The sequence below is a fragment of the Pandoraea aquatica genome, assembly GCF_902459565.1.
GTDB classification, from domain to species: Bacteria; Pseudomonadota; Gammaproteobacteria; order Burkholderiales; family Burkholderiaceae; genus Pandoraea; species Pandoraea aquatica.
On record NZ_CABPSN010000002.1, the window covers coordinates 701953 to 727412 of the forward strand.

The 25460-nt window shown below is 62.9% G+C and carries 21 protein-coding genes; 10 read left to right on the forward strand and 11 right to left on the reverse strand.

Annotated features, from left to right (window positions below; all coding sequences use genetic code 11):
• Positions 1 to 22: 22 nt before the first annotated feature.
• The 4 genes from PAQ31011_RS08725 to PAQ31011_RS08740 all read right to left on the reverse strand — a co-directional run bounded on the left by PAQ31011_RS08725 (position 23) and on the right by PAQ31011_RS08740 (position 5258).
• A complete protein-coding gene (locus tag PAQ31011_RS08725; protein WP_150575424.1) occupies positions 23 to 1156 on the reverse strand; it encodes a 2-aminoethylphosphonate--pyruvate transaminase in 1134 nt (377 codons plus the stop codon).
• 91 nt (positions 1157 to 1247) lie between these two features.
• Complete coding sequence (locus tag PAQ31011_RS08730) at positions 1248 to 3041, reverse strand: putative 2-aminoethylphosphonate ABC transporter permease subunit (RefSeq protein ID WP_150575425.1); 1794 nt, start codon at positions 3039 to 3041, stop codon at positions 1248 to 1250.
• Positions 3042 to 3046: 5 nt separating this feature from the next.
• Complete coding sequence (locus tag PAQ31011_RS08735; protein WP_150575821.1) at positions 3047 to 4129, reverse strand: putative 2-aminoethylphosphonate ABC transporter ATP-binding protein; 1083 nt, start codon at positions 4127 to 4129, stop codon at positions 3047 to 3049.
• A gap of 88 nt (positions 4130 to 4217) precedes the next feature.
• The gene (locus PAQ31011_RS08740; RefSeq protein WP_150575426.1) at positions 4218 to 5258 is read right to left on the reverse strand and encodes a putative 2-aminoethylphosphonate ABC transporter substrate-binding protein; all 1041 of its coding nucleotides are present in this window, start codon (positions 5256 to 5258) and stop codon (positions 4218 to 4220) included.
• A gap of 416 nt (positions 5259 to 5674) precedes the next feature.
• Here PAQ31011_RS08740 and PAQ31011_RS08750 point away from each other — a divergent pair, with 416 nt between their 5' ends.
• The 5 genes from PAQ31011_RS08750 to PAQ31011_RS08770 all read left to right on the forward strand — a co-directional run bounded on the left by PAQ31011_RS08750 (position 5675) and on the right by PAQ31011_RS08770 (position 11905).
• Positions 5675 to 6400 carry a phosphonate utilization associated transcriptional regulator gene (locus PAQ31011_RS08750; protein WP_150575428.1) on the forward strand — a complete coding sequence of 242 codons (726 nt, stop codon included), beginning with the start codon at positions 5675 to 5677 and terminating at the stop codon, positions 6398 to 6400.
• Between the two features lie 116 nt (positions 6401 to 6516).
• Positions 6517 to 7770, forward strand: a complete 1254-nt coding sequence (gene phnA / locus PAQ31011_RS08755; RefSeq protein ID WP_150575429.1) for a phosphonoacetate hydrolase — start codon at positions 6517 to 6519, stop codon at positions 7768 to 7770.
• Positions 7771 to 7886: 116 nt separating this feature from the next.
• Entirely contained in the window at positions 7887 to 9341 is a 1455-nt protein-coding gene (gene phnY / locus PAQ31011_RS08760; RefSeq protein WP_150575430.1) for a phosphonoacetaldehyde dehydrogenase, read from the forward strand.
• A 238-nt stretch (positions 9342 to 9579) separates the two neighbouring features.
• On the forward strand, positions 9580 to 11397 hold the full coding sequence (locus PAQ31011_RS08765) for a Na/Pi cotransporter family protein (RefSeq protein ID WP_150575431.1): 1818 nt from the start codon (positions 9580 to 9582) through the stop codon (positions 11395 to 11397).
• A complete protein-coding gene (locus tag PAQ31011_RS08770) occupies positions 11357 to 11905 on the forward strand; it encodes a phosphonate degradation HD-domain oxygenase (protein ID WP_150575432.1) in 549 nt (182 codons plus the stop codon). The genes PAQ31011_RS08765 and PAQ31011_RS08770 overlap by 41 nt, the downstream gene beginning before the upstream one ends.
• Before the next feature lie 72 nt (positions 11906 to 11977).
• Here the strand turns inward: PAQ31011_RS08770 and PAQ31011_RS08775 are convergent, their stop codons facing one another.
• The 6 genes from PAQ31011_RS08775 to uvrA all read right to left on the reverse strand — a co-directional run bounded on the left by PAQ31011_RS08775 (position 11978) and on the right by uvrA (position 19133).
• Positions 11978 to 12928 carry a hypothetical protein gene (locus PAQ31011_RS08775; protein ID WP_150575433.1) on the reverse strand — a complete coding sequence of 317 codons (951 nt, stop codon included), beginning with the start codon at positions 12926 to 12928 and terminating at the stop codon, positions 11978 to 11980.
• Between the two features lie 138 nt (positions 12929 to 13066).
• Positions 13067 to 13465, reverse strand: coding sequence for a RidA family protein (locus PAQ31011_RS08780; RefSeq protein WP_150575434.1), 399 nt, complete (start codon positions 13463 to 13465; stop codon positions 13067 to 13069).
• A complete protein-coding gene (locus tag PAQ31011_RS08785) occupies positions 13462 to 14442 on the reverse strand; it encodes a threo-3-hydroxy-L-aspartate ammonia-lyase (RefSeq protein WP_150575435.1) in 981 nt (326 codons plus the stop codon). Before PAQ31011_RS08785 ends, PAQ31011_RS08780 begins: the two co-directional genes overlap by 4 nt.
• On the reverse strand, positions 14439 to 15113 hold the full coding sequence (locus PAQ31011_RS08790) for a helix-turn-helix transcriptional regulator (RefSeq protein ID WP_150575436.1): 675 nt from the start codon (positions 15111 to 15113) through the stop codon (positions 14439 to 14441). Before PAQ31011_RS08790 ends, PAQ31011_RS08785 begins: the two co-directional genes overlap by 4 nt.
• A 100-nt stretch (positions 15114 to 15213) precedes the next feature.
• Positions 15214 to 16242: an AI-2E family transporter gene (locus tag PAQ31011_RS08795; protein WP_150575437.1), complete on the reverse strand. Its 1029-nt coding sequence runs from the start codon at positions 16240 to 16242 to the stop codon at positions 15214 to 15216.
• 26 nt (positions 16243 to 16268) lie between these two features.
• Positions 16269 to 19133, reverse strand: a complete 2865-nt coding sequence (gene uvrA, locus PAQ31011_RS08800; RefSeq protein ID WP_150575438.1) for an excinuclease ABC subunit UvrA — start codon at positions 19131 to 19133, stop codon at positions 16269 to 16271.
• Between the two features lie 519 nt (positions 19134 to 19652).
• Between uvrA and PAQ31011_RS08805 the strand changes: the two genes are divergently transcribed.
• Both PAQ31011_RS08805 and PAQ31011_RS08810 read left to right on the forward strand, forming a co-directional pair.
• Positions 19653 to 20816 carry an MFS transporter gene (locus PAQ31011_RS08805; protein WP_150575439.1) on the forward strand — a complete coding sequence of 388 codons (1164 nt, stop codon included), beginning with the start codon at positions 19653 to 19655 and terminating at the stop codon, positions 20814 to 20816.
• A gap of 30 nt (positions 20817 to 20846) precedes the next feature.
• Positions 20847 to 21365 (forward strand): single-stranded DNA-binding protein, encoded by a 519-nt coding sequence (locus PAQ31011_RS08810; RefSeq protein ID WP_046290706.1) that lies wholly within the window; start codon positions 20847 to 20849, stop codon positions 21363 to 21365.
• Between the two features lie 103 nt (positions 21366 to 21468).
• Here PAQ31011_RS08810 and PAQ31011_RS08815 read toward each other — a convergent pair whose 3' ends face one another.
• Positions 21469 to 22050, reverse strand: coding sequence for a TetR/AcrR family transcriptional regulator (locus tag PAQ31011_RS08815; RefSeq protein ID WP_150575440.1), 582 nt, complete (start codon positions 22048 to 22050; stop codon positions 21469 to 21471).
• Positions 22051 to 22218: 168 nt separating this feature from the next.
• Here PAQ31011_RS08815 and PAQ31011_RS08820 point away from each other — a divergent pair, with 168 nt between their 5' ends.
• The 3 genes from PAQ31011_RS08820 (at position 22219) to PAQ31011_RS08830 (ending at position 25430) form a co-directional block, all read left to right on the forward strand.
• Positions 22219 to 23433 carry a YbfB/YjiJ family MFS transporter gene (locus PAQ31011_RS08820; RefSeq protein ID WP_150575441.1) on the forward strand — a complete coding sequence of 405 codons (1215 nt, stop codon included), beginning with the start codon at positions 22219 to 22221 and terminating at the stop codon, positions 23431 to 23433.
• 64 nt (positions 23434 to 23497) lie between these two features.
• Positions 23498 to 24718 (forward strand): glycosyltransferase, encoded by a 1221-nt coding sequence (locus PAQ31011_RS08825; RefSeq protein ID WP_150575442.1) that lies wholly within the window; start codon positions 23498 to 23500, stop codon positions 24716 to 24718.
• A 10-nt stretch (positions 24719 to 24728) separates the two neighbouring features.
• Entirely contained in the window at positions 24729 to 25430 is a 702-nt protein-coding gene (locus tag PAQ31011_RS08830; protein ID WP_150575443.1) for a polysaccharide deacetylase family protein, read from the forward strand.
• The last annotated feature ends 30 nt before the right edge of the window (positions 25431 to 25460 follow it).

Sequence of the window (25460 nt, forward strand, 5' to 3'; positions counted from 1 at the left end):
ATGAACTAGGACCTATTGCGACCTACGCAGCGCGCGTGAGTGGTGCGACCTGACGAATGCCCAGCGACGCCAGCGCCTGCGAGATCGCCGTGACGACGTTACGCATCTCGTTGTCGTCGATGGCGCCGATGCAGCCGACCCGGAACGTCTCGATCTGCGTGAGCTTGCCGGGGTAGAGGATGTAACCGCGCTCGCGCACGGCCGCGTAGAACGCCTTGAAGTCGTACTTGCTGTCGGTCGGCGCATGGAACGTCACGATGACGGGCGCTTGTACCTCGGCTTCGAGGAACGGACGGAAGCCCAGCGACGCCATGCCGTCCACCAATGCACGGCAGTTCTTCTGATAGCGTCCGCCGCGCACCGGCTGTCCGCCCTCGGCGAGGAACTGATCGACGGCCGCGCGCAGCGCCGCGACCACGTGCGTCGGCGGGGTGAAGCGCCATTGCGTGGTCTTCTGCATGTAGGTGTACTGGTCGTGCAGGTCCATCGCCAGCGAGTGGCTGTTGCCGCCGCTCGCTTCGAGCACGGTCTTCTTCGCAATGACGAAGCCCATGCCCGGCACGCCTTCGAGGCACTTGCCGCTCGCGGCGATGAGGGCGTCGAACGGCATCGAGCGCACATCGATCTCTACCGCGCCGAACGAACTCATCGCGTCGACGATCAGCCCCTTGCCATGCTTCTGGCAAACGCGTGCGATATCGGCCAGCGGGTTCAGCACGCCCGCACCGGTTTCGAGATGCACTTGTGCAACGTGCGTGATCGACGGATCGCGCGAAAGCGCTTCGTCGATAGCCGCCGCGCTGGCCGCCTGATCTTCGGGGATGGGCAGGGCGACGGCGTCGCGACCGAGATAGCGGCAGATCTTCAGAATGCGCTGGCAGTACGCACCGTTATCCGGCACGAGAATGCGGGCGTTGCGCGGCGTGAGCGTGCCGATAGCCGCTTCCACTGAGAACGTCCCCGAGCCTTGTAGCGGGACACAGACGTACTCGTCGCCACCGTGCACGATGTCCACCAGATCGCGGCACAGCGACGCGGTGATGCGATTGAACTGGGCGTCCCACGAACCCCAGTCGCGCAGCATGGCCTGTCGGGTGGCCGGCGACGTGGTGAGCGGGCCGGGGGTGAGCAGAATCGGTTCCTGACCGAGAATCATGACCGCCTCCTATTAAGCGGGGAAATTACCAAAATACGTCAGCAAGTGAGCGACCAAAACCAACTTCAATGTCCGCTGTTAATGTCCGCTGTTAGTGTCCGTTACGCGCGCCCGGCACCTTGCCGGACGGCCGCCGCCACGCCTGCGTGTAGCGTTCCACCACGATCTGTACGCCGTGATAGAGCAGGCACACCAGCATCGACGTGAGCACCACGAGCGTGGCCATCGCGGCGGCCGGTCCGATCGACCCGGTCTCGTCCATGTTGACGATGGCGACCGACGCGAGCGACGTATCTGCGGAGTAAAGGAAGACGACGGCGGAGACGGTCGTCATGGCGTTGACGAACAGATACCGGCTGATGTCGATGATCGATGGCAGGCAGATCGGCGCTGACACACGCCAGAATGTGCGGTAGAAGGGCACCTTGAGCGACGCCGACACATACTCGAATTCGGGGTCGATCTGCTTGAGTGCCGTGACCGCCGTGAGGTGACTCGACGAGTAGTAATGCACGACGTTGACGATCACCAGAATGGCGAGCGTGCCGTACAGGTTGTGCAGCGGGTTCGCCTCGGAGACGAAGAAGAAGATGTAGCCCAGACCCAGCACCAGCCCCGGCACGCCCATCGGCAGCACGGCCATCATGCGGATGAAGCCGCGCACCCATGCCATGCCGCGCGTCTTCTCGAGCAGGTAGGCGATGACGAAGATCGCCGCTGTGCCCCACACCGCGCACCAGAACGCCATCTGCAAGCTGTTGACGTATGAATCCACCGCGCCGCTTTCGATCAGCCCGAAGCGATAGTGGCCGAGCGACAGACTGAAGTTGTACGGCCAGAACTTCACGAACGACGCGTACACTGCCATGCCCAGAATCGCGAGCATGATCGCGGCCATCCCCCAGCACATCGTCGCCATGAGCCAGTCGAATCCGCGTGACGGCTTCGGCACATACGGCACAGCGCGCGCGGAGAGCAACGCCTGCTGCTTGCGCTGCACGACCGAGTCCACCAGATACGTAATGCCGACGGGGACGAGCAGCACCAGTCCGACGACCGCGCCCTTGGAAAAGTCCTGCTGTCCGATCACCAGCTTGTAGATGTCGGTAGCGAGCACGTTGAAATCGCCGCCGATGACTTTGGGAATACCGAAGTCTGAAATCGCGTAGGTGAAGACGATCATCGCCGCGCTGATCACACCGTACTTCGCGCCGGGTAGCGTGATGGTGAGGAAACGTCGCAGTGCGGGGGTGCCGAGCGCGTCCGCTGCTTCATAGAGCCGTGCGTCGGTGAGCGAGAGCGCAGTAATCAGAATCATCAGTGCGTGCGGGAACGTCGCGTTCACGAGCGACATCACGATGCCTAGCGGGCCGTAGATGTCCACGTCGCCCATGAACGGACGCAGCAGCCCTTGATTGCCGAACCAAAAGATGAACGAGATGGCGGGCAGCAGTGTCGGGCCGAGAATCGGGATCAGTGCGATGTTGCGCAGCAGGGTCTTGTGGCGGATGCAGCTGCGCGTGAGCGCGTACGCAAAGATGAAAGCGAGCGGCACCGTAATGCAGGTCGTCACCATCGAGATCCAGACGCTGTTCCAGATCGAGCCGAAGAGCGCAGGGGAGTGAAAGTACTCGCGAAAGTGTCGCAACCCGACGAAGTGACCGTCGTTGTCCTGCACGCTCTTCACGAGAATCGCGGCCATGGGTGCGAGCAGAAAAAGCACGCCGGCCGCCGCAGCGACAAGCAGCAATGCCTGTGCGAGACGATCCGTCCAGTGCGAGGCGAGCCGCACCGGGCGAACTGCTGACGGCGGCGGCCGATCCGCCGTCGTGGGTGACGCCGGGGCGGCCGTCAGTGTCGAGCCTGCTGAACTTAAGGAACTCATCGTGGCTACCCCTGACGGAAGACGCGCACGGCGGCGCTCGGCACCGAGAAGCGCAGCGCGCCGCCCGTGGCCGGTTGCAGGGCCTGCATGTCCGCAGGCGAGAGGTCGGCGTAGAGCGCGTGGTCGCAGGCGTGCATGCGCAGCGTCACCCGCGAGAAGGCACCGAGAAACTCGATCTTCTCGACGTTGCCGTCGAACACGTTGGCGCTGTCGTCGAGGTCGTCCAGATCGCGCACGCGCACGTCCTCCGGCCGGAAGAAGACGCGAATGTCTTCGCCCGAGCGGCAGCCGTTGAGCGTGCCGCACGTCAGCTCGTACTGGCCGACGTGAACGCGTCCCGCCTCACCCAGACGCGCGGGGAGAATGTTCGTCTTGCCTACGAAGTCCGCGACGAACGGCGTGGCCGGATGCTGATAGATCTCGCCGGGCGTGCCAACCTGCTCGATGACACCGTTGTTCATCACGACGATGCGATCCGCCATCGACAGCGCTTCTTCCTGATCGTGGGTGACGAGAATCGTGGTGATGCCCAGCCGTTGTTGCAGCGCGCGGATCTCGCTGCGCAGACGCACGCGCACGCGGGCATCGAGCGCCGAGAGCGGTTCGTCGAGCAGCAGCAGGCCGGGCGAGGTCGCAAGTGCCCGTGCAATCGCAATGCGCTGCTGCTGGCCGCCGGAGAGCTGACCGGGAAACTTGCTGCCTGCGTCGGGCAAGCCGACCATCGCCAGCAGTTCGGCTACGCGCGCATCGCGCTCGGCGCGCGGCACGCGACGGTTCGTCAGTCCGTACGCCACGTTTTGCGCGACGCTCAGATTCGGAAAGAGGGCGTACGACTGGAAGACGATGCCGTAGTCGCGCTGCATCGGCGGCAACGACGAGATGTCTCGTCCGTTTTGCGACAGCGTGCCCTGTGTCTGCGCCTCCAGCCCGGCGATGATGCGCAGCAGCGTGGTCTTGCCGCAGCCCGACGGACCGAGGAAGCAGAGCATTTCGCCGCGTCGCACGGTGAGATGGATGTCATGCAGCACCACGGTGCTATCGAACCGTTTGTGGATGCCTGCTAGATGGAGATACGTGTCGTCGCTCATTCGGGAGACCTCCTGCATGGTTGTGCCGGTGTGCGTGAGTGCGCGTGCGGCGCGATCGATGCGCGCCGCACGCTGCATCCTCACGTCGTCACTTCTTCTCCGACTTCGCGCCGTAACGTTTCTGCCACTCGGACAGCACCGACTCGCGGCTCTTCGCGATGTCCGTGAAGTCGTTCTTCACGAGCATGTCCGGGTAGTTGGCCGGAATGGTGTCGAACTTCTTCGCGACGCCCGGGTAGGCCACGATGGCCCAGTCCTTCGCGTACATCTCATTGGCTTCCTTGCTCGCGAGCCAGTCCATGTAGCGCTTGGCGGCGTCGAGCTTTTTGGTCGTCTTCACAATGCCCGCCGCTTCGATGTCGTAGCCCAGCCCTTCCTTGGGGAACACGAGATCGATGGGCGCGCCCGCCGCTTTGGTGCGATGCGCATTGAATTCGAACGAGATGCCGATGGGGTACTCGCCCGCGCCGGCGTCGCGACACGGCTTCGAGCCCGAGTGCGTGTACTTCACGATGTTCTTGTCGAGCGCGTCCATGTACTTCCAGCCGCCGTCCTTGCCGAACATCTGCAACCAGGCCGTGACGTCGAGAAAGCCCGTGCCGGACGTGGCCGGGTTGGGCATCACGATCATCCCCTTATAGATGGGCTTGGCCAGGTCCTCCCATGACGTGGGCTTGGGCAGGTTGCGCTTGGCGGCTTCTACCGTGTTGAAGCAGACGGTCGCGCCCCACACGTCGAGGCCGACCCACGATGGCGGATTTGCGCGGTCGCTGTAGGCGCGCGTGAGCTGTTCGAAACCCTTGGGGGCGTACGGCGTGAGCAGGCCTTCCTGCTTGATGAGTTCGAGACTCGACGCGGCAAGCCCCGCGATCACATCCGCCTGCGGGTTGGCCTTTTCCGCGAGCACTTTGGCCGTGACCACGCCGGTGGAGTCGCGCACGTACTTGATCTCGATGTCCGGATTCGCCTTCTGGAACGCTTCGGCGTACGGACGCATGACCTCGACTTCCCACGCGGTATAGACGGTCAGCGTGGTCTTCGCGAGCGCGTGACCGGCCTGTGCAGCGCAGACGAGTCCTGCGGCGAGGACGGCGGCAGCGCGCATGGCACGGCGCAAGGATGAATTCATGGATGGCTCCTGTGGGTCGCGATCAGGGTCGCGTTGTAAGTACACTCGACAGCCTTCTGTGAGGCGATTTGTTGCATGATATTGGCAAATTATGTCGTTTTCTTGAAACCCTTGGCTTTTGTCATCTGTTCGTCAAATACCTCCAATAGTATGGAAATCGTTGATTCAGATAGGGTTTTGTCGTTGCCGCAATCGACTCGACCCGACGGTGTTGCAAAATCTGTCTGCAATGTCGGATGTGTTTTGTTGACAATCTACAAATTGCTGTGCTTGAATGTCAACAACAAAAATAATCACGTGATGCCACAAATTGCCAAACGTCGATGGCGCGGCGGTTTGTGTTTCGGTGCGAGGGCACCGGTGTCGCGCGATGGCATCAATGTCCAGAGCACTGTTTTGAAAAAGGGAAGGCCGGTATGACTCCGAAGCCCACGTCGCCCACCGCAATCGAGTTGTTGCAGAGCCAGTCGCTCACCACGCTCGTCCAGCATGAAATCGAGCGCCAGATCATGGCAGGCACGCTCACGCCCGGGACCAAGCTCAACGAGATCGAGGTCGCGGGCAGTCTTGGCGTGTCGCGTGGTCCGGTGCGTGAGGCGTTCCGCGCGCTTGAAGAAGCGGGACTGCTGCGCACCGAAAAGAATCGGGGCGTGTTCGTGCGGGTCATCTCACTTGAAGAGGCCGAGGAGATTTACGCGCTGCGCGGTGTGCTCGATGAGTACGTCGCCCGCACGCTCGCCGAGGTCATCACGTCCGAACAGCTCACGCGTCTGCGTGAATCCGTCGAGGCAATGCATCACGCGGTGGAAACCGGCAACAGCGAGGGCTATTACCAACTGAACCTGGCGTTTCACGACGCGCTCGTCGAGATGGTCGGCAACCGCAAGTTGCTGGAGACGTATCGCCGTCTGGTCAAGGAACTGAGCCTGTTCCGTCACGAAGCGCTGACGGGCGATTCGTCCGCACCGCCGAAGTCGGAGCGTGAGCACCGCGACATCGTGAGTGCGATTGCGTCGCGCGACCCGGAGCGCGCCGCGCAAGTCACGCGCGACCACTTGGTGCGAGGCCGCACGCGTATTCGCGAAATGCTTGCGCGCGCACCCGGTGCGTCGGGTGCAGCACCGCAGGCGAAGGCGGGCTAAGCGCAAAGGCGCACGCCCCGAGGATTTGTCTTGTTGATATTTCGGCCGCATGCAGGCCATCGCACGAAGCGCGATGCCCCTTACGGTCAACCGAGTGGTTATTGAGGAGAACCGACGTGAACCAGCCCGCACAGATTCAAGTGAACGGCCGTCAGTACCGCCTGCCGAAGCAGCCCACCGTCATCGTATGCGTCGACGGTTGTCAGTTCGAATACATCGAAGCCGCAGCTGCCGCCGGCGTCGCGCCTTATTTGAAGCGTCTGCTCGCCGAGGGGGCCGTCTTCCAGGGCGATTGCGTCGTGCCTTCGTTCACCAACCCGAACAACCTGTCGATCGTGACCGGCGCGCCCCCCGCCGTGCACGGTATCTGCGGTAACTACTTCTTCGATCCGGCCGCCAACGGCGGCCGTGGCGCGGAAGTCATGATGAACGACCCCGCGTACCTGCGCGCCGGCACGGTGTTCGCTGCCGCTGCGGACGCCGGTGCAAGCCTCGCCGTCGTGACGGCCAAGGACAAGCTGCGCAAGTTGCTCGGCTACCGCATGAAGGGCATCTGCTTCTCGTCGGAGAAGGCCGATCAGGTCACGCTCGAAGAGAACGGTATCGAAGACGTAGTCAACCTAGTCGGCATGCCGGTGCCGGACGTCTACAGCGCAGAACTCTCGGAGTTCGTGTTCGCGGCGGGCGTGCGCCTGCTGGAGACGCGTCACATCGACCTGATGTACCTCTCGACGACGGACTACATCCAGCACAAGTGGGCACCGGGCACGGATGGCGCGAATGCCTTCTACGCAATGATGGACAAGTACCTCGCGCGGATGGACGAACTCGGTGCGGTGATCGGTCTGACGGCCGACCACGGCATGAACGCAAAGCACGATCCGAGGACGGGGCAGCCCAACGTCATCTATCTGCAAGACCTGCTCGACGACTGGTTCGGCAAGGGCGTTGAAGCGGGCGGTGCGCGCGTGATCCTGCCGATTACCGACCCGTACGTGGTGCACCACGGTGCGCTCGGTTCCTACGCCACGATCTATCTGCCGAACGACGCGGACCGCGATGCCATCCGCGCGCGCATCGCCGCGCTGCCGGGCATCGAGGTCGTGTTGACGAATGCCGAAGCGTGCGCACGTTTCGAACTGCCGCCCGACCGCGTAGGCGATCTGGTGGTCGTGAGCGATCAGTCTGTGGTGCTGGGCACCAGCGCAAGCCGCCACGATCTGTCGGGACTGACGGTGCCGCTGCGCTCGCATGGCGGTATCTCGGAGCAGACGGTGCCGTTGCTCTTCAATCGCAAGACCGAAGGCATTCCCGGCAAGGCGCGACTGCGCAACTTCGACATTCTCGATGTGGCACTGAATCACGTTTAAGCCCCGTGCAAATCACGTCCAGCCAAAGAGCAGAGCATTAGCGCCAGGGTCGAGCGAACCTCAGAATGCTCGCCCGACCCGGCCCCTGTCCAGTTAGAGACGCAGTGGAGAACCCCATGAACGCGCCGCACAAGCTGCACCCCGAGTTCCGCGCCGAAGCGCTTCGCATCGGTGGCGAAAAAGTGACCCGCGAACGGATCATCGAAGTGTTCAATCCGTATTCGGGCGATCTGGTCGGCACCGTGCCGAAAGCCTCGCTCGACGACGTGCGTCGCGCGTTCTCGATTGCCAAGCAGTATCGCTCCACGCTCACGCGCTTCGAGCGCGCCAACATTCTGGAGAAGGCGGCCGCGTTGTTGCGCGCACGCACGGCGGAGGCGGCGGCCATCATCACGATGGAGTCGGGGCTCTGCAAGAAAGACGCCGTCTACGAAATCGGTCGCGTTGCGGACGTGCTCGGTTTTGCTGCCGGTGAAGCGCTCAAAGACGACGGACAAGCGTTCTCGTGCGATCTCACGCCGCACGGCAAGAAGCGTCGCGTGGTCACGCAGCGCGAGCCGCTGCTGGGTGCAATTGCTGCCATCACGCCGTTCAATCACCCCATGAATCAGGTGGCGCACAAGGTCGCGCCGTCGATTGCGACGAATAACCGGATGGTGCTCAAGCCGTCCGAGAAGGTGCCGCTCTCTGCCTACTATCTGGCCGACACGCTGTACGAGGCTGGTCTGCCGCCGGAGATGCTGCAGGTGATCACGGGCGATCCGATGGAGATTGCCGACGAGCTGATCACGAACGAGAACATCGACATGATCACGTTCACGGGCGGCGTGTCGATCGGCAAGTACATCGCGTCCAAAGCGGGCTATCGCCGCATCGTGCTGGAGCTGGGCGGCAACGACCCGCTGATCGTGATGGAAGACGCCGACCTGGAACGCGCCACCGATCTCGCGGTGCAAGGGTCGTACAAGAACTCCGGCCAGCGCTGCACGGCGGTCAAGCGCATGTTGGTGCACAAGGACATCGCCGCACAGTTCACCGAACTCGTGGTCGAGAAGACCCGTGCGTGGAAGTACGGCGACCCGGCCGATGGCGACAACGACATGGGCACGGTGATCGACGAAGTGGCCGCACGTCTGTTCGAGTCGCGTGTGAACGAAGCGGTGTCGCAGGGGGCGCGCCTGCTGGTGGGTAACAAGCGCGACGGCGCGCTGTATTCACCGACGGTGATCGACCGAGTCGACCCGAAGATGACAGTGGTGCGCGAAGAGACCTTCGGGCCGGTGTCGCCGATCATCACGTTCGGCAGCATCGACGAGGCCATCGCCATCTCCAACGGCACCGCATTCGGTCTGTCGTCCGGTGTTTGCACGAACCGGCTTGATTATGTGACGCGTTTTACCAACGAATTGCAGGTCGGGACGGTCAATGTGTGGGAAGTGCCGGGATATCGCATCGAACTGACGCCGTTCGGTGGTATCAAGGACTCCGGACTGGGCTACAAGGAAGGCGTTCAGGAGGCGATGAAAAGCTTCACGAACACCAAGACCTTCACCTTGCCGTGGGGCGTCTGAACGAGGTGTAGCAGAACCAGCGCAAAAATTGTGACAATTTGATGACAGGATTGTTGCGCTGGTCAAATTGGTGTACGGTGTATCGATTGGGGATACGCATGACGCGTGAACTTAACATGCATCCCGACGCCAGTGTTCGTCTGACGCGGGATGCCGGTTTGGTAAAACGGTGCACGCATCATGTTGGCAGCGCGAAGCGCTGCCTGTCCCGTCGACAATAAGATCACGGAACACTGGCATGCTGACACTGCTTAACCTTCTTTCCGGCGTAGCGATGCTGATCTGGGGTACGCACATAGTGCGTACCGGGGTCCTGCGCGTCTACGGTGCCGACCTGCGACGCATTCTGTCGCACAGCATCTCTAACCGTTTCCTCGCGTTCGCGGCGGGCGTGCTCGTCACGGGCCTCGTGCAGAGCAGCAACGCGACGGCACTCATCGTGTCGTCGTTCGGCGCGCAGGGACTGATCGCGTTGGCACCGGCGCTGGCGATCATGCTGGGTGCCGACGTCGGCACCGCCGTCATGGCGCGGATCCTGACGTTCGATCTGCACTGGCTCTCGCCGCTGCTGATCTTCTTCGGCGTCATCTTCTTCCTCTCCCGAAAGCAAACGCGCGCCGGCCAGCTGGGTCGTGTGTCCATCGGCCTTGGGCTGATCATCCTCGCGTTGCAACTGATCGTGGGCGCGACCACGCCGATGACCGAGGCCGCCGGGGTGAAGGTGCTGTTTGGCTCGCTGACCGGCGACGTCATGCTCGACACGCTGATCGGTGCGCTCTTCGCGATGGTGTCGTATTCGAGCCTCGCCGCCGTGCTGCTGACGGCCACGCTGGCGTCGTCCGGCGTGATCTCGCTCAAGGTGGCGCTGTGTCTCGTGATCGGCGCGAATCTGGGCAGCGGCATGCTCGCGATGCTGACGTCGGCGGGTCAGAACGCGGCGGGCCGTCGCGTCGTGTTCGGCAGCCTCATCTTCAAGCTGATCGGCTGCCTGATCGTGCTGCCGTTTGTCGACTACGCCCCGATGCTGGTGAACTGGCTCTCGGACGCCCCTGCGCAGGCCGTCGTCAACTTCCACGTGCTGTACAACCTCGTGCGCTGCCTCGTCTGCCTCGCGTTCACCGAGCCGATGGCGCGTCTGTGTGTGCGTCTGCTGGCCGAGAAGCCTGAAGCCGACGGCGTGACGCGTGCCCGACATCTGGATGAGAGCGCACTGGAAATGCCTTCCGTGGCACTTTCCAACGCCACGCGCGAAACGTTGCGTATGGGTGACCTCATCGAGCAGATGCTCAACGGATTGCTTTACGTCATCAAGAGTAACGACGTGGCGCGCGCCAGAGAGACGCGTCGTCTGGATGATGACGTCGACCATCTTTACACCGCCGTGAAGATGTACCTGACGCGCGTGTCGCGTGAAAACCTCAGCGAGCAGGACAGCCGCCGCTGGACGGACATCATCTCGCTCACGATCAATCTGGAGCATGCGGGCGACATCATCGAGCGCATGGTGGTGGAGGTCGAGGAGAAGAAGATCTCGCACAAGCTGTCGTTCTCGGAGGCGGGCTTGCAGGAGATTTGCGACATGCACGCGCGGCTGGTGACGAACCTGCAACTCGGCTTGTCGGTGTTCCTGAATACGGATCTGCGTAGCGCGCAGCGGCTGATGGCCGAGAAGGAGAGCTTCCGCGATCTGGAGCGCGCGTATTCGTACACCCACCTGAATCGTCTGGCGGGCCAGTCGGTGCAAAGTATCGAGACGTCTTCGCTGCATCTGGACATCATCAGCGACATGAAGCGACTGAATTCGCTGTTCTGTTCGACGGCGTACCCGGTGCTCGACGACGCGGGCGCGCTGCGCAAGAGCCGCATGCGCGACAAGCCGAAGGAAGCGAAGGACAACAAGGATATGAAGACGCCGAAGGAAACGAAGGCGTCGAAACTGGCGGCGTTTGCCGATGTCGCGACGGCCGCTGCCGGGGCTGCCCCCGATTCTCGCGACGACAACGAGAGTTCTCACGATGGCCCTGAGCCTGCCGGACATCCGCACCCTGTTCGATAAATTCGGTTCGATCGCATACAGCGGCGAACCCGTCACCCAACTGGAGCACGCGCTGCAAAGCGGCGCGCTTGCCGAGAGCGAGGGCGCCGACGAGGCGCTCGTCGCCGCCAGCTTCCTCCACGATCTCGGCCATCTGCTCAATCTTCAGGGCGAAACGCCCACCGAGCGCGGCATCGACGATCTGCATCAATACTTCGCACTGCCGTTCCTCAGACCGCTGTTCGGCGACGCGGTCCTCGATCCGATTCGTCTGCATGTCGACGCCAAGCGTTGCCTGTGTGCCATCGATCCCGAGTACTACGGCAAGCTGTCGGTAGATTCGGTGCGTAGTCTCGCGCTGCAAGGCGGCGTGTTCAGCGATGACGAGGCGAAGACGTTTCTCGCACGCGAGCATGCCGAGGCGGCGCTTCGCCTGCGTCGCTGGGACGACCGCGCGAAGATCGCCGGCATGCAGACGCCGCCGCTCGATCACTACATGAAGGTGCTGGAGCGCGTGACGATTCAGTGATGCGAAAGAACTAAGAAAAGGCCGCGCCGGGAAGATCCGGCGCGGCCTTTTCGTTTTCGACGGTGGATCGCGTCAGTTCGGCAGCTTCGCGCGCCACGCGGACGGCAACAGGCGAAGCACTGCGCGACGCGACGGCTGCCAGAACACCGAAAGCAACAGCAGCACGCCGCCGACGATCACGGCAGTGGCGGGCAAAGACATGCTGGAGTGCGTGTAGAGTTCGTCGCCATTTGCGGCGGGCGTCATGAACATCCGCAGAATTGCGCTCATGACGTACAGAAGCGACGACAGCATCAGCGCGCGCCGGTCGATGGCGAGCGACACGGCGGTGAGCAGCACGAACACGGCAATCACCGCGCCGGGGTGATTCGGTGCAAGCATCCAGAAGATCGGATGCGTGACCATGCAGGCGGCGAGCAGATGAAGCCAGAAGGCGACATCCGAGCGGATGGTCGTACGTTGCGGGTCCTGCGCATCCCAGCGCAGCGCCCACACGAAGATCGCCAGACCGACGACGACGTTCGCCACCAGCAGCCAGCCGTCGTTTTCGGTCAGTACCAGCACGTGCGCCCAGACGACGGCGACAACGCCCGCCACGCCCATCGCAATGACGGCGGGCACCCGGAAGCGCCACCAAAAGAGGGCGGCACCGAGCGCCGTGCAGACGCAGGTGCCGACGAGCGTCCACCAGCTCATCGAGGCGCGCACACTTTCACCGCCCTGATGCAGCAGCGACGCGTTCCCGAATCCCAGCATGGCGGCCGTACTCACGAAGCTGAACGAGAAGCAGAGCGCAGGGAATGCCATGCGACGGCGTCGCACGAAAATCTCCGACAACCCCCACGTGATCGCGGCCGCAATGAGCATCTGCAACCACGACGGCAGCGAGGCCGTCAGCCACACGGTGCCGAACGAAAGCAGCCATGAAGCGATGACGACGAAGATGTCGTTGAAGCTCGTGACCAGCCGCAGCGGTTCGTCGTCGATGCGCTGCTGAGTCAGCGGTACGGACTGAGGGGACATGGGGACATCGGAAGGCGCGCTTGCCGGTGTCTGGAAATCGGGTGTCGTCATGTTTCGATGAACTTTGGAATTCGTAGAGCGAAGTGTACCGGTCTGATCGACCGGCTCGCCTCGAATTCCCGGGATTCATCGCAAGTTTCACCCCGCCAGCGCCGTCGCCTCGATCTCGACGGCAACGCCATGACTGAGCGCTGGCACCGGCACCACGCAGCGTGCCGGTTTCGCGTCACCAGCCCACTCGGCGTAGACCTCGTTGAACGGACCCCAGTCGTCGACGTTCGTGATGTACACGCGTACCTGCACCAGTCGGCTGACGCTCGTGCCGCAGGCGGCAAGGATGGCCGCGACGTTGTCCAGCGCCTGTTTCGCCTGAACGGCGAACGGCGCGCCGACCAGACGCTCGCCTTCCGGCGTGATCGGCAACTGTCCCGAGACGAAGACGAAGCCGTTCGCGCAAACGCCGTGCGAGTAGTGGCCTCGCGGCGGTTGCAATGTCGGTACGTTCACCGATTCGATACCTCGTTCCTGCGTGCTCATACGGCCTCCCCGAGCGTAAGTTTGGCAAAACGTGCGAGATCGACGTTGCCGCCGGACAGGATGACGCCCACGCGCTTGCCGCGAACGTCGACCTTGCCCTGCATTGCGGCGGCGGCTGCGAGGCAACCCGTCGGCTCGACCACAATCTTCATGCGGCTCGCGAAGAACTTCATCGTCTGCACGAGTTCGTCGTCGGTCACCGTCAGGATGTCGTCCACCAGCGAACGAATCACCGGGAACGTGTACTGACCGAGATGCTGCGTCTGCGCGCCGTCGGCGATGGTGCGGGGCGTCTCGATATGAACGATCTCGCCTTTGCGGAAGCTTTGCTGCCCGTCGTTACCGGCCTCCGGCTCCACGCCGTAGATCTCGATATTCGGATTGAGCGCGCGCGCCGCGACGGCGCTGCCCGAGAGCAATCCGCCACCGCCCAGACACACCAACAGCATGTCGAGCTCACCGGCGTCTTCGATCAGTTCTTTGACGGCCGTGCCCTGACCGGCCATCACGTGCGGATGATCGTACGGCGGGATCAGCGTCATGCCGCGTTCCTCGGCGAGACGCTTCGACAGCGCCTCACGATCCTCCTTGTAGCGATCGAACAGAATCACTTCCGCACCGTATCCACGCGTGGCATCGATCTTCATCTGCGGGGCGTCCTGCGGCATCAGGATGACGGCGGGCACACCCAGTTCGCGCGCCGACAACGCAATGGCTTGCGCGTGGTTGCCCGACGAGAATGCGAGCACGCCGCCGCGCTTCTGCTCCGCCGTGAACTGCGAAATCGCGTTGTACGCGCCGCGAAACTTGAACGCGCCCATGCGCTGGAAGTTCTCCGCCTTGAAGAACAGGCGGGCGCCGGTCATGGCGTCGGCCGTGCGCGACGTGAGTACCGGCGTGCGATGCGCCGCTTCGCGAATCCGATCGTGAGCGGCGACGACATCGCCATACGTAATCGCCAACGTGGGGGTAGTCATGAGGAACCTTTCGGGTCGGAGAGATAGGTGTAGACGGTCGAGCGGGCGACGCCCAGCGTGCGCGCTACTTCAGCATGCGCGTGACGCAGGTCCAGCAGGCCTCGCGCTTCGATGAGACGGATCGCTTCGCGGCGTTGCGCGAGCGTCAGACCCTGCGGCGTGGTGTTGCGCTGCGCCGCGAAGTCGGCGATCAGCGGGCGGATGTCGTCGAGGCGTCGGCTGGCGAGCGTTTCGCTGACGGTGGCCGGTGCCTCATTGGACACGCTCACCAGTTGCTGGACGCTCGCAGCAGCCGCCGCCAGCATCGAAATGTCCATGTTCAGGCAGATGGCGGCGACGTACTCGCCCTCGCTGTTCTTCAGCCCAATGGACGTGCTCTTGGCAGGACGCCCATCCGGAAACCGGTTGGCGTAGTTCGCGATAACTTCGGGGAATGCGGGGTCGGCGATACGGGCAAGACCCATCTCCGTGACGGCGTCGCCCGGCTCGCGGCCTGACAAATTGTTGGCGATCGCCACGATGGCATGGTCGGGATCGGTCAGGTCGTGCAGCACCACTTCCACGAGCGGTGCGAAGGTCTGACCGAGCGCTTCGACGATCTTGCGTCCCTCACGCAGAAGCAGCGTGTTCTCGTCGAGCTTGCCCGTGGCGGAAGATTTGGCGGATTTCATGATTTGACATTATGTCATTGGGTGACGAAATGTCAAATTCACTTCAAAAAACACGCCCGGTGCCTGTGAGCAGCGGGCGTGGCCGTGGGCAGTCAGTCGCTCAGACGAGCTTCTTTTCCGCCAGTTCGCTCTTGAGATAGCCGTAGTAGATGGGCGCGGCGATTAACCCCGGTAGCCCGAATGCGGCCTCCATCACGATCATGGCGAGCAGCAACTCCCAGGCGCGCGACTGAATCTGCGTGCCGACGATGCGCGCATTCAGGAAGTATTCGAGCTTGTGGATCACGATCAGGAAGACCAGCGCCGAGATCGCCACGTACAGCGACACCGACAGACCGAGCACCACGATGAACGTGTTCGAGATCAGGTTGCCGACGACCGGCAGCAGGCCGACCACGAACGTCACCACGATCATCGTCTTGCGCAGCGGCAGATGGATGCCGAACAACGGCAAGATGCCGATCAGGAAGATGGCCGTGAAAAGCGTGTTGATGAGCGAGATCTTCACCTGCGCGAAGACAATGCGGCGGAAGGCGTCGCCGAAGAGTGTCACGCGGCGCGTGAGCGCGGCGGCCAGCGGACGCATGTGCTGCACCGGACGCACGCTCGACAGCGCCACGAGCGCGCCGAGCACCAGCCCGACGATGATGTGCACCATCGCGTTCAGTGCTTCCTTGCCGACGAGCGACATCTCCTGAGTGTGATCCTTCAGGAATTCCGTCACGGCCTGATGAATGTCTTCGGTATCCGCCGGCAGACGATCCGTCACCCACATCGGCAGTTGCGAGCGCGCCTGCTCGATCGCTTCCATCATGCGGCCGTTGATGTGTTCGAGGTGCCCCGCGTCGCTGCGGAAGAAGGTGATGATGCCGAACACCAGCGCCGTCATCAGAGCGACGATGACGGCCGCGAGCAACGCCACGGCGACCAGCCGTGCCCGCTCGCTGGAGATGCGCAATTGCAGGCGCGGCCCCAGCACATGGACAAGCTGATACACCACCATGCCCGCCAATACGGCCGACAGCAGGTGGATGCTGAGAATCAGCCAGAGGGCCACCGCCGCGAAGACATAACTTGCGGCTTCGACCCAGAAGTTCCGGTCCGGAGTCCAGCCAGAGCGCGGTTCCATGTGATGCGTCCTTTTCCGATGAAGCTTTACTTGCCGCGCTTGAGCAACGGCGCGAGGTACTTGCCCGTGAAGCTGGCCTTACTCGCCGCCACCTGCTCGGGCGTACCCTGCGCAATGATCTGCCCGCCGCCCGCGCCGCCTTCCGGCCCGAGGTCGATCACCCAATCCGCCGTTTTGATCACGTCCAGATTGTGTTCGATGATGACGACCGTGTTGCCCTGATCGCGCAACCGGTGAATCACTGTAAGCAGCAGTTCGATATCGTGGAAGTGCAGGCCCGTGGTCGGTTCGTCAAGGATATACAACGTGCGGCCCGTGTCGCGCTTGGACAGTTCGAGCGAGAGCTTCACGCGCTGCGCCTCGCCGCCCGAGAGCGTGGTGGCCGACTGACCCAGACGGATGTAGCCGAGACCGACGTCGAGCAGCGTCTTCAACTTGCGTGCGACGACCGGCACCGGCTTGAAGAACTCGTGCGCCTGCTCGACCGTCATGTCGAGCACTTCTGAAATGTTGCGTCCCTTGTACTGGACTTCCAGCGTTTCGCGGTTGTAGCGCTTGCCGTGGCAGACGTCGCACGGCACGTATACGTCCGGCAGGAAGTGCATCTCGACCTTGATGACGCCGTCGCCCTGACAGGCTTCGCAGCGTCCGCCCTTCACGTTGAACGAGAAGCGACCCGGGTCGTAGCCACGTTCCTTGGCCTGCGGTACGCCAGCAAACAGTTCGCGAATCGGCGTGAACAGGCCAGTGTACGTGGCCGGGTTCGAGCGCGGCGTGCGTCCGATGGGCGACTGGTCGACGTTGATGACCTTGTCGAAGTGCTCCAGCCCGTCGATCTGCTCGTACGGTGCCGGCTCAGCCGACGAGCCGTACAGATGGCGTGCGACGGCGTGATACAGCGTGTCGTTGATGAGCGTGGACTTGCCCGAGCCGGAGACGCCCGTCACGCACGTCAGCAGCCCGACCGGCAGGTCCAGATTGACGTTCTTCAGATTGTTGCCGGTGGCGTCGACGATACGCAGATAGTCCTCGCCCGGTGCGCGACGCTCGGTCGGCACTTCGATGCGTCGTGCGCCCGAGAGGTACTGACCCGTCAGCGATTCAGCGGCCCTCTCGATCTGTTCCGGGCTGCCCTGCGCAATCACGGTGCCGCCATGAATGCCCGCGCCGAGCCCCATGTCGACGACGTAGTCGCTCGCGAGAATCATGTCCTCGTCGTGCTCGACCACGATCACCGAGTTGCCGAGATCGCGCAGGTGCTTGAGCGTGCCGATAAGGCGGTCGTTGTCGCGTTGATGCAGGCCGATGGACGGCTCGTCGAGCACATACATCACGCCGGTGAGGCCCGAGCCGATCTGCGATGCAAGACGAATCCGTTGCGCCTCGCCGCCCGAGAGCGTGTCGGCGCTACGTTCGAGCGAGAGATAGTCGAGGCCGACGTTATTCAGGAACGTGAGGCGCGCCACGATTTCCTTGACGATCTTGTCGGCGATTTCACGCTTCGCGCCGTGCAGGACCAGTTCGTGGAAGTAGCCGAGCGTTTCACGCAGCGGCAGATTGCCGATCTCGTAAATGGCGCGCGCCTGCTTGTCTTCGCCCACTTTGACGAAGCGCGCCTCGCGACGCAGACGGCTGCCTTCGCAATCAGGGCAAGCGCGGTTGTTCTGATACTTGGCGAGTTCTTCGCGCACGGCGACCGAGTCGGTTTCGCGATAGCGTCGCTCAAGGTTCGGGATGATGCCTTCGAAGGCATGCGAGCGTACCGACGTGCGTCCCTTCTCGTTCACGTAGGTGAACGGAATCTCCTGTTCGCCGGAGCCATACAGCACGATCTTCTGCGTCTCTTCCGGCATTTCCTCGAAGGGCGTGTCGACTTCGAAGTCGTAGAACGCCGCGAGGCTTTGCAGCATCTGGAAGTAGAACTGGTTGCGTCGGTCCCAGCCCTTGATCGCGCCGGACGCGAGCGAGAGGGCAGGGAAGGCGACGACGCGCTTCGGATCGAAGAACGTCATCTGTCCCAGACCGTCGCAGGTCGGGCACGCGCCCATCGGGTTGTTGAACGAGAACAGACGCGGTTCGAGTTCCTGCAACGAGTACGAGCACACCGGGCATGCGAACTTCGAGCTGAAGACGTGTTCCTTGTCGGTATCCATTTCCAGCGCAATCGCGCGACCGTCGGCCAGACGTAGCGCTGTCTCGAACGACTCGGCCAGACGCTGCTTCAGATCGGCGCGTACCTTGATGCGGTCGATGACCACGTCGACGGAGTGCTTTTCCGTCTTCTTGAGCTTGGGCAGCGATTCGATGTCGTACACGCGCGCCGTGCCTTCGTTGGCTGCGCCGCCGCCCGAGCGGATGCGAAAGCGTACGAAGCCTTGTGCCTGCATCGATTCGAAGAGGTCCGCATGCTCGCCCTTACGATCGACGACGATCGGTGCGAGGATCATGAGCTTCGTGTCTTCGGGCAACGCGAGCACGGCATCGACCATTTGCGAAACGCTTTGCGATTCGAGCGGCAGTCCGTGATCGGGGCAGTACGGCGTACCCACGCGTGCATAGAGCAGACGCAGGTAGTCGTGAATTTCGGTGACCGTGCCGACGGTCGAGCGCGGGTTGTGCGACGTGGCCTTCTGTTCAATCGAGATCGCAGGCGAAAGGCCTTCGATGAGATCGACGTCGGGCTTTTCCATCAGTTGCAGGAACTGACGGGCATACGCCGACAGGCTTTCGACGTAGCGACGCTGGCCTTCCGCGTAGAGCGTATCGAAGGCGAGCGACGACTTGCCGGAGCCCGACAGGCCGGTGATCACCACAAGCTGGTGACGCGGCAGGTCGAGATTGACGTTCTTGAGGTTGTGGGTACGAGCCCCACGAATACGAATGGTTTCCATTGACGGTTCCGGGTCGTCGCCGAGGAATCCGCGCGGCGAATTGTCGCGGGGCGGTTTCCGGCCCCCAAGAGCCTGAGTTTCCCGGGACGTCGGACCGCGCCGGCACGGCGTTGGCCGGGCATCGACGCAGCAGGCGGCGGGAGCGGTCGGGCGGGCCGCTGGGGGGAAATCAGGGCGGCTAAACCTGCTAATATACCTAAGTTTGATTGCCGGGGCTGATCCCTGCTGACGGGCTGCCTCGGGCGCCGATGCGGCATGGGAGGCAGATGGGGACGAACCGCCCGATTTCCAGAGGCTGGCGTCCGGCCGTCGTGCCAGGCCTGTCGGGCCTGTTGGGCATTCAGGACCTTACCGGACTCGTGTGCGAACCCGCAAGGCGGGACGTCTCACCCCGTCGTCCGAATGCAAACATCAGACAATTCCGAGGCCGCAAGCGCTTTTTTCATCTCTCAGGACGTAATGTCGACTGATTCCGTGACTTCCGCATCTCCTGCCTCGACACGCGGCCGAGGGGGCCGCATGACCCCGCTAGAAGTGCGCGCCAGCGCGTCGCTCGCGGGGATTTTTGCATTGCGCATGCTCGGGCTGTTCCTGATCATGCCGGTGTTCTCGGTCTTCGCGCAGACGATTCCGGGCGGCAACGACACCTTTCTCGTCGGCCTGGCCATCGGTATCTACGGTCTGACGCAATCCCTGCTCTATATCCCGTACGGGTGGGCGTCCGATCGCCTCGGGCGCAAGCCGGTCATCGTCTTCGGCCTGATCGTGTTCGCGATCGGCTCGCTGGTGGCGGCGATGGCGCACGATCTGACGTGGATCATCATCGGCCGCGCGATTCAGGGGGCCGGGGCGATCTCGTCGGCGGTTATGGCCTGCGTGGCGGATCTGACGAGCGACGCGAACCGTACCAAGGCGATGGCCATGATCGGTGGCAGCATCGGCGTGTCGTTTGCCGTCGCTATCGTGTGTGCGCCGTTCCTGTATCACTGGCTGGGCATGAGCGGCTTGTTCTCGGCTATCGGCATTCTCGCGGTGCTGGCGATTTTCGTGGTGCTGTGGGTGGTGCCCACGCCACCCGTCCACGCCAAGGCCGGGCCTGCGCCGTTCTCGGAGGTGCTGCACAACCCGGAACTGCTGCGTCTGAACTTCGGCGTGTTCGTGTTGCATGCGACGCAGACGGCGCTCTTCGTGGCGATGCCGCGCATGCTCGTCGCGGCCGGATTACCGGTGGCGCAGCACTGGGAGATTTATCTACCGGTGATGGGGCTGTCGTTCATCGCGATGGTGCCGGCGATCATTGCCGCCGAAAAGCGCGGCAAGATGAAGGCCGTGTTGCTCTCGGCGATTGCACTGGTGGCCATCGCGCAGGTGGCACTCGGCGGATTGCCGCCGACGGTCGGTGTGATTGCCGTGGTGCTGTTCGTGTACTTCCTGGGCTTCAATGTGCTCGAAGCATCGCAGCCGTCGCTGGTGTCGAAGCTCGCACCGGGACAGCGCAAGGGTGCGGCCGTCGGGGTGTACAACACGACGCAGGCACTCGGACTTTTCTGCGGTGGAGCGCTAGGGGGTTTTCTGATGACCCACTACGGTCAAAACGCAATCTTCCTGACTTGTGCGGCCGGCGCTTTCGTGTGGCTTATAATCGCCGCACCGATGAGGACGCCTGCGCCTCGTCAATCCTGATCGGATTTCAGCAATACCGGAGAAAGATTTATGGCATCAGTCAACAAAGTGATTCTGGTCGGCAATCTGGGTGCCGACCCCGAAGTCCGCTACATGCCGAGCGGCGATGCGGTTGCGAACATTCGTCTGGCGACGACCGACCGTTACAAGGACAAGCAGTCCGGCGAATTCAAGGAAATGACGGAATGGCACCGTGTGTCGTTCTTCGGCCGTCTGGCGGAGATCGTCAACGAGTACCTGAAGAAGGGCTCGTCGGTGTACATCGAAGGCCGTATCCGCACGCGCAAGTACCAGGCGCAGGACGGCACGGAGCGTTACAGCACGGAAATCGTGGCTGACCAGATGCAAATGCTGGGTGGCCGTAGCGGCGGCGGTGAAGGTGGCGGCGGTGGCGGCTACTCGCGCGGCGGTGGCGGTGGTGGCGACGAAGGCGGCGGCGGCGGTTACTCGCGTGGCGGCGGTGGTGGTGGCGGCGGTGCCCGTCAGCAAGCCCCGGCCAAGCAGTCCGGCGGCGGCTTCGACGACATGGACGACGATATTCCGTTCTAAGTCCACACGACCGGGCGGCATCTCGCCCGTCGACAAAACCCGGCAAGCGTTGCGCTGCCGGGTTTTTTTACGTCCGCATCAGCGACATCAATCGCGCCAACGGTTACTCACCCTTGAGTAGCACCTTCACAAACGACTCAGCGGTCGCCTTCATGCGCTTCTTGTCCCGGTAGATCCGCTCGATCGCCACCAATCCCCGGGTCAGCGTCACGGCCATTCGTGCGGCTTCGCGCGCCGGGAGATTGAGTCGGGATGTTGCGTCCGGTTGCGATAACCGGACGAAGAGCGCTTCTTCGATATCGTCCACCAGCGATTGAATGGCCGAGTGGATCGGCTCTTCCAGCCCCTCCGTACCGATAACCGTCTTCGTACTCAGGCAGCCACGGCTCGGTGTGCCTGTCGTCATCGACGTAATCGCAAAGTTGAAGAACGCCTGCAATGCGGTGCGGGGATCGTCGTGGTCGAGCGACGCCTTCATCTCCGACACATACCGGTCGCGATACAGATCGAACGCCAGGAGGAACAACTCCTCCTTGTCGCCATACGCGTTGTAAAGCGAGCCGCGCTGCACGCCCGTCGCAGCGGCCAGTTCCTGCATCGACGTCTTCGAATACCCCTGCTGCCAGAAGGTCGTCAGCACCTTCTCCAATAGCGCGCTCTCATCGAATTGGCGAGTGCCTGCCATGCCTGTCTCCTTGCCATATCCCCGCCATCGGGGACGAACAGGGTCATTGGAACAATTATTGACAATCGTGTCAAGAATGCGTAGATTGCGATCTTTGACAGTGTTGTCAAAGATATTCGGGCCTCGGCGTTCGGACGCCGCTGCGCCTGACAAACGTTGGAACCTTCTATGTCTACCTCCTCTATGTCCCCGGTGGGGATCGACCGTCTTCAGGTCTGGCGATATATCTTCGCAGGCCTTTGCGCGAGCCTCGTCTCCATTGGTCTGGCCCGCTTTGCCTTTACGCCGCTGATGCCCGAAATCATCCGGGCGCAATGGTTTGCGCCGTCGTCCGTGGTGTATCTCGGCGCAGCGAATCTCGCCGGTTATGTGATCGGCGCGCTGATCGGTCGGCCGCTGGCGTCGCGCCTGCCCAACGAGCATGTGTTGCGCCTCATGATGGTGCTGATCTCGGCGGCGTTCTTCGCGTGCGCGGTGCCTGTGTCCTTCGTCTGGTATTTCGGTTGGCGCGTCGTCTCGGGTATCGCTGGCGGTGTGGTGATGGTGCTGGTGGCGGGCACGCTCCTGCCGCACGTGCCACCGGCCCGAAAGGGGGCCGCGGGCGGTGCGATCTTTCTCGGTTTGGGGCTGGGCATTTCCGGCTCCGGCACGCTCATCCCGTTGCTGCTGCAATGGGGGCTGGCGCAGACGTGGATCGGACTGGGCGCGGTGTCCGTCATCCTGACGGCCGCGAGCTGGTTCGCGTGGCCCAACAGCAAGCTGATGCCTGCCCCCGTCCATGTACAGCATGAAAAGACGACGAGCCCTCACTTCGGATGGGACGTCTGGAGAATCTATCTGCAATACGCCCTGATGGCGGCCGCCGCCGTGCCGCCGATGGTGTTTCTCGTGGACTTCATTGCACGCGGCCTCGGCGAAGGCACGCATCTGGGATCGGTCTTCTGGGCGATCTACGGTTTGGGGGCGATTGCCGGGCCGCCGCTGTATGGCTATCTGGCCGATCGTCTCGGCGCGAAGCAGGCGGTGGGACTCGTGACCGTCATCATGATCGGCATCTTTGCGGGCCTCTACACGACCAGCAACCTGCTTGTGCTCGGCGTGCTGACTGTCGTGCTCGGCACCTTCGCGCCGGGCATGGTCCCGCTGATCCTGGCACGGCTTCATGAGGTCATCACCCACAACGCGTCGCGGCAGAATGCAGCGTGGACCCGCGCCAGCGTCATGTCCGCCGCCGCGCTTGCGATTGCCGCTTATGCGTTCTCGGCGCTCTTCAATGCGACGGGCGGGAATCACCGGCTACTGTTCCTGGTGGCGGCCCTGATGCTGGTCGTCGTGTTGCTGCTCGGCGTGCGCCCGGCGACAAAACGAAACAAAACTCGTTGAGTCTCGACACCGTGTCGACCCGTGGCTCTCTACCATTCGTGGAGACACCATCGGGTCGGAACGCATGAAGATTCTTTACACCAACTTTCACGTCGGCTGCGGCGGCGGGCAGGACACCTACGTACGGGAACTCGCGCTCGCCATGAGCCGCGACCATGAGGTCACCGTCGCTACACCCCCCGGTAGCTGGCTCGGTGAACAGATCAAACGGCTGCCGCGCATCACATCGGTCGACGTCGAATTCAAGCCGCGCTGGTATCGCTTCTGGCGCGAGACGCTGCGTTTGCGTCGACTGATTCGAGAGCAGCGCTTTGACATCGTGCACGTCAACGGCTCGCCCGATCATCGACAGGTCATGCTCGCCGTCGCCGGATTGGCCGTACGTCCCGAAATCGTCTTCACCAAGCACAACACCTATCCCGCCAACTCGTTCGGCAACTGGTTGCGCGCAAGCTTCGGCACGAGCCGGACCATTGCCGTGAGCGATTACGTCCGCACGATGCTCAGACGCGAATCGTCCTATCCGAACATCGTGGTGATCAAACACGGTGTGCGTTCGCCGGAAGCCGAACGGCTCAACGAGGAAGAGCGCCTGCGTCGCCGCTCGGCACTGCTCGGTGCAAGCGCCGACGACAGTATCGTGCTCGGTAGCGCGGCGGGCACCGGCGCGGCGAAGGGATGGGCCGACCTTGTCGCAGCGCTCACGCTGTTGCCCGAAACGACACGTCGGCGCTTTCGCGTCTGGCTCGCAGGCACGGCGCCGAGCATCGAGCAGCGTGCGATGGTCGAGGAATGCGGTCTCGACGCGCAGATCCTCTTTACCGGGCCGATCAATCACGTCCACCACCTGCTTGCGGCGACCGACGTCGCATTCGTCCTCTCCTATCACGAGAGCTTGTCGTACGCGTGCCGCGAAGCCATGGCCGCCGGCTGCGCCAGTCTTGTGACGAAGGTCGGCGGATTGCCGGAAAACGTCACCCCGTGGGTGGACGGCTGGATCGTGCCGCCGCGCGATCCACAAGCCATCGCCAACGTGCTGATGCACATCGCCGACAAGCCGGAACGCATGCGACACATGGGGCACATGGCGCGAATGAAGGGGCGGACGGAGTTCGATTTCGACGATTTCGTCGAGGCGACTTACGGCGTGTATCTGGATGCCATCGCCGCAACCGCGAGGCTGCAACGCGCGACCCCCGCGAATCTCCCGATGCGACAGTGGCTGCATAAGCTTCTGCGCATTGCCCTTCGTCGCCATCGACGCAATCAGAAGCGCGCCGCCTGAGGCCACCGCCATGTCGGTTCCGATTCTGATGTATCACCAGATCTGCGCGGTGCCGCCGCACGACAATCCGCTGCGGGGGCTGTGCGTCGACCCCGATACGTTTGCGTCGCAGATGGCCTGGCTTCGTCGCTTCGGCTATCAGGGCCTGAGCATGTGCGAGCTTCAGTTGTATCTTCGTGCACCGGGACGCGCCAAAGTGTTCGGCATTACGTTCGACGACGGCTTTCAGAACGTCTTCGATCACGCGATGCCCGTGCTCGATTCGGTGGGCTTCACGGCGACCTGTTATTTCGTGGCGGATCATCTGGGCGGCACCAATCACTGGGACGCACACCTCGCCCCATCCCCCGCACCGCTCATGGACCGCGACAGGCTCCTGACGTGGATGCATCGCGGGCACGAGGTCGGAGCGCACACGCTCAATCACGTGTCGTTGCCCGATTTGACGCTGGACGACGCTGCGGCAGAAATCGTCGGTGCCAAGCACCAGCTCGAATCGATTTGCAGGACGAACATCGAAGCGTTCTGCTACCCGTACGGCAACGTCACCCGACACGTGCGCGACATCGTCGAGCGCGCCGGGTATCGCAACGCCACCACCACGCGACGCGGCCGGGCCGACTGTGACGACGACCCCTTCCTGCTTCCCCGTCTGGTCGTCGCGCCGGACGTCGGCCCCTTCCGCCTGTTGTTCAAGTGTCTGGCGAGCTAGCACGCGCCGCATCAAACCGGGACGGCTCCC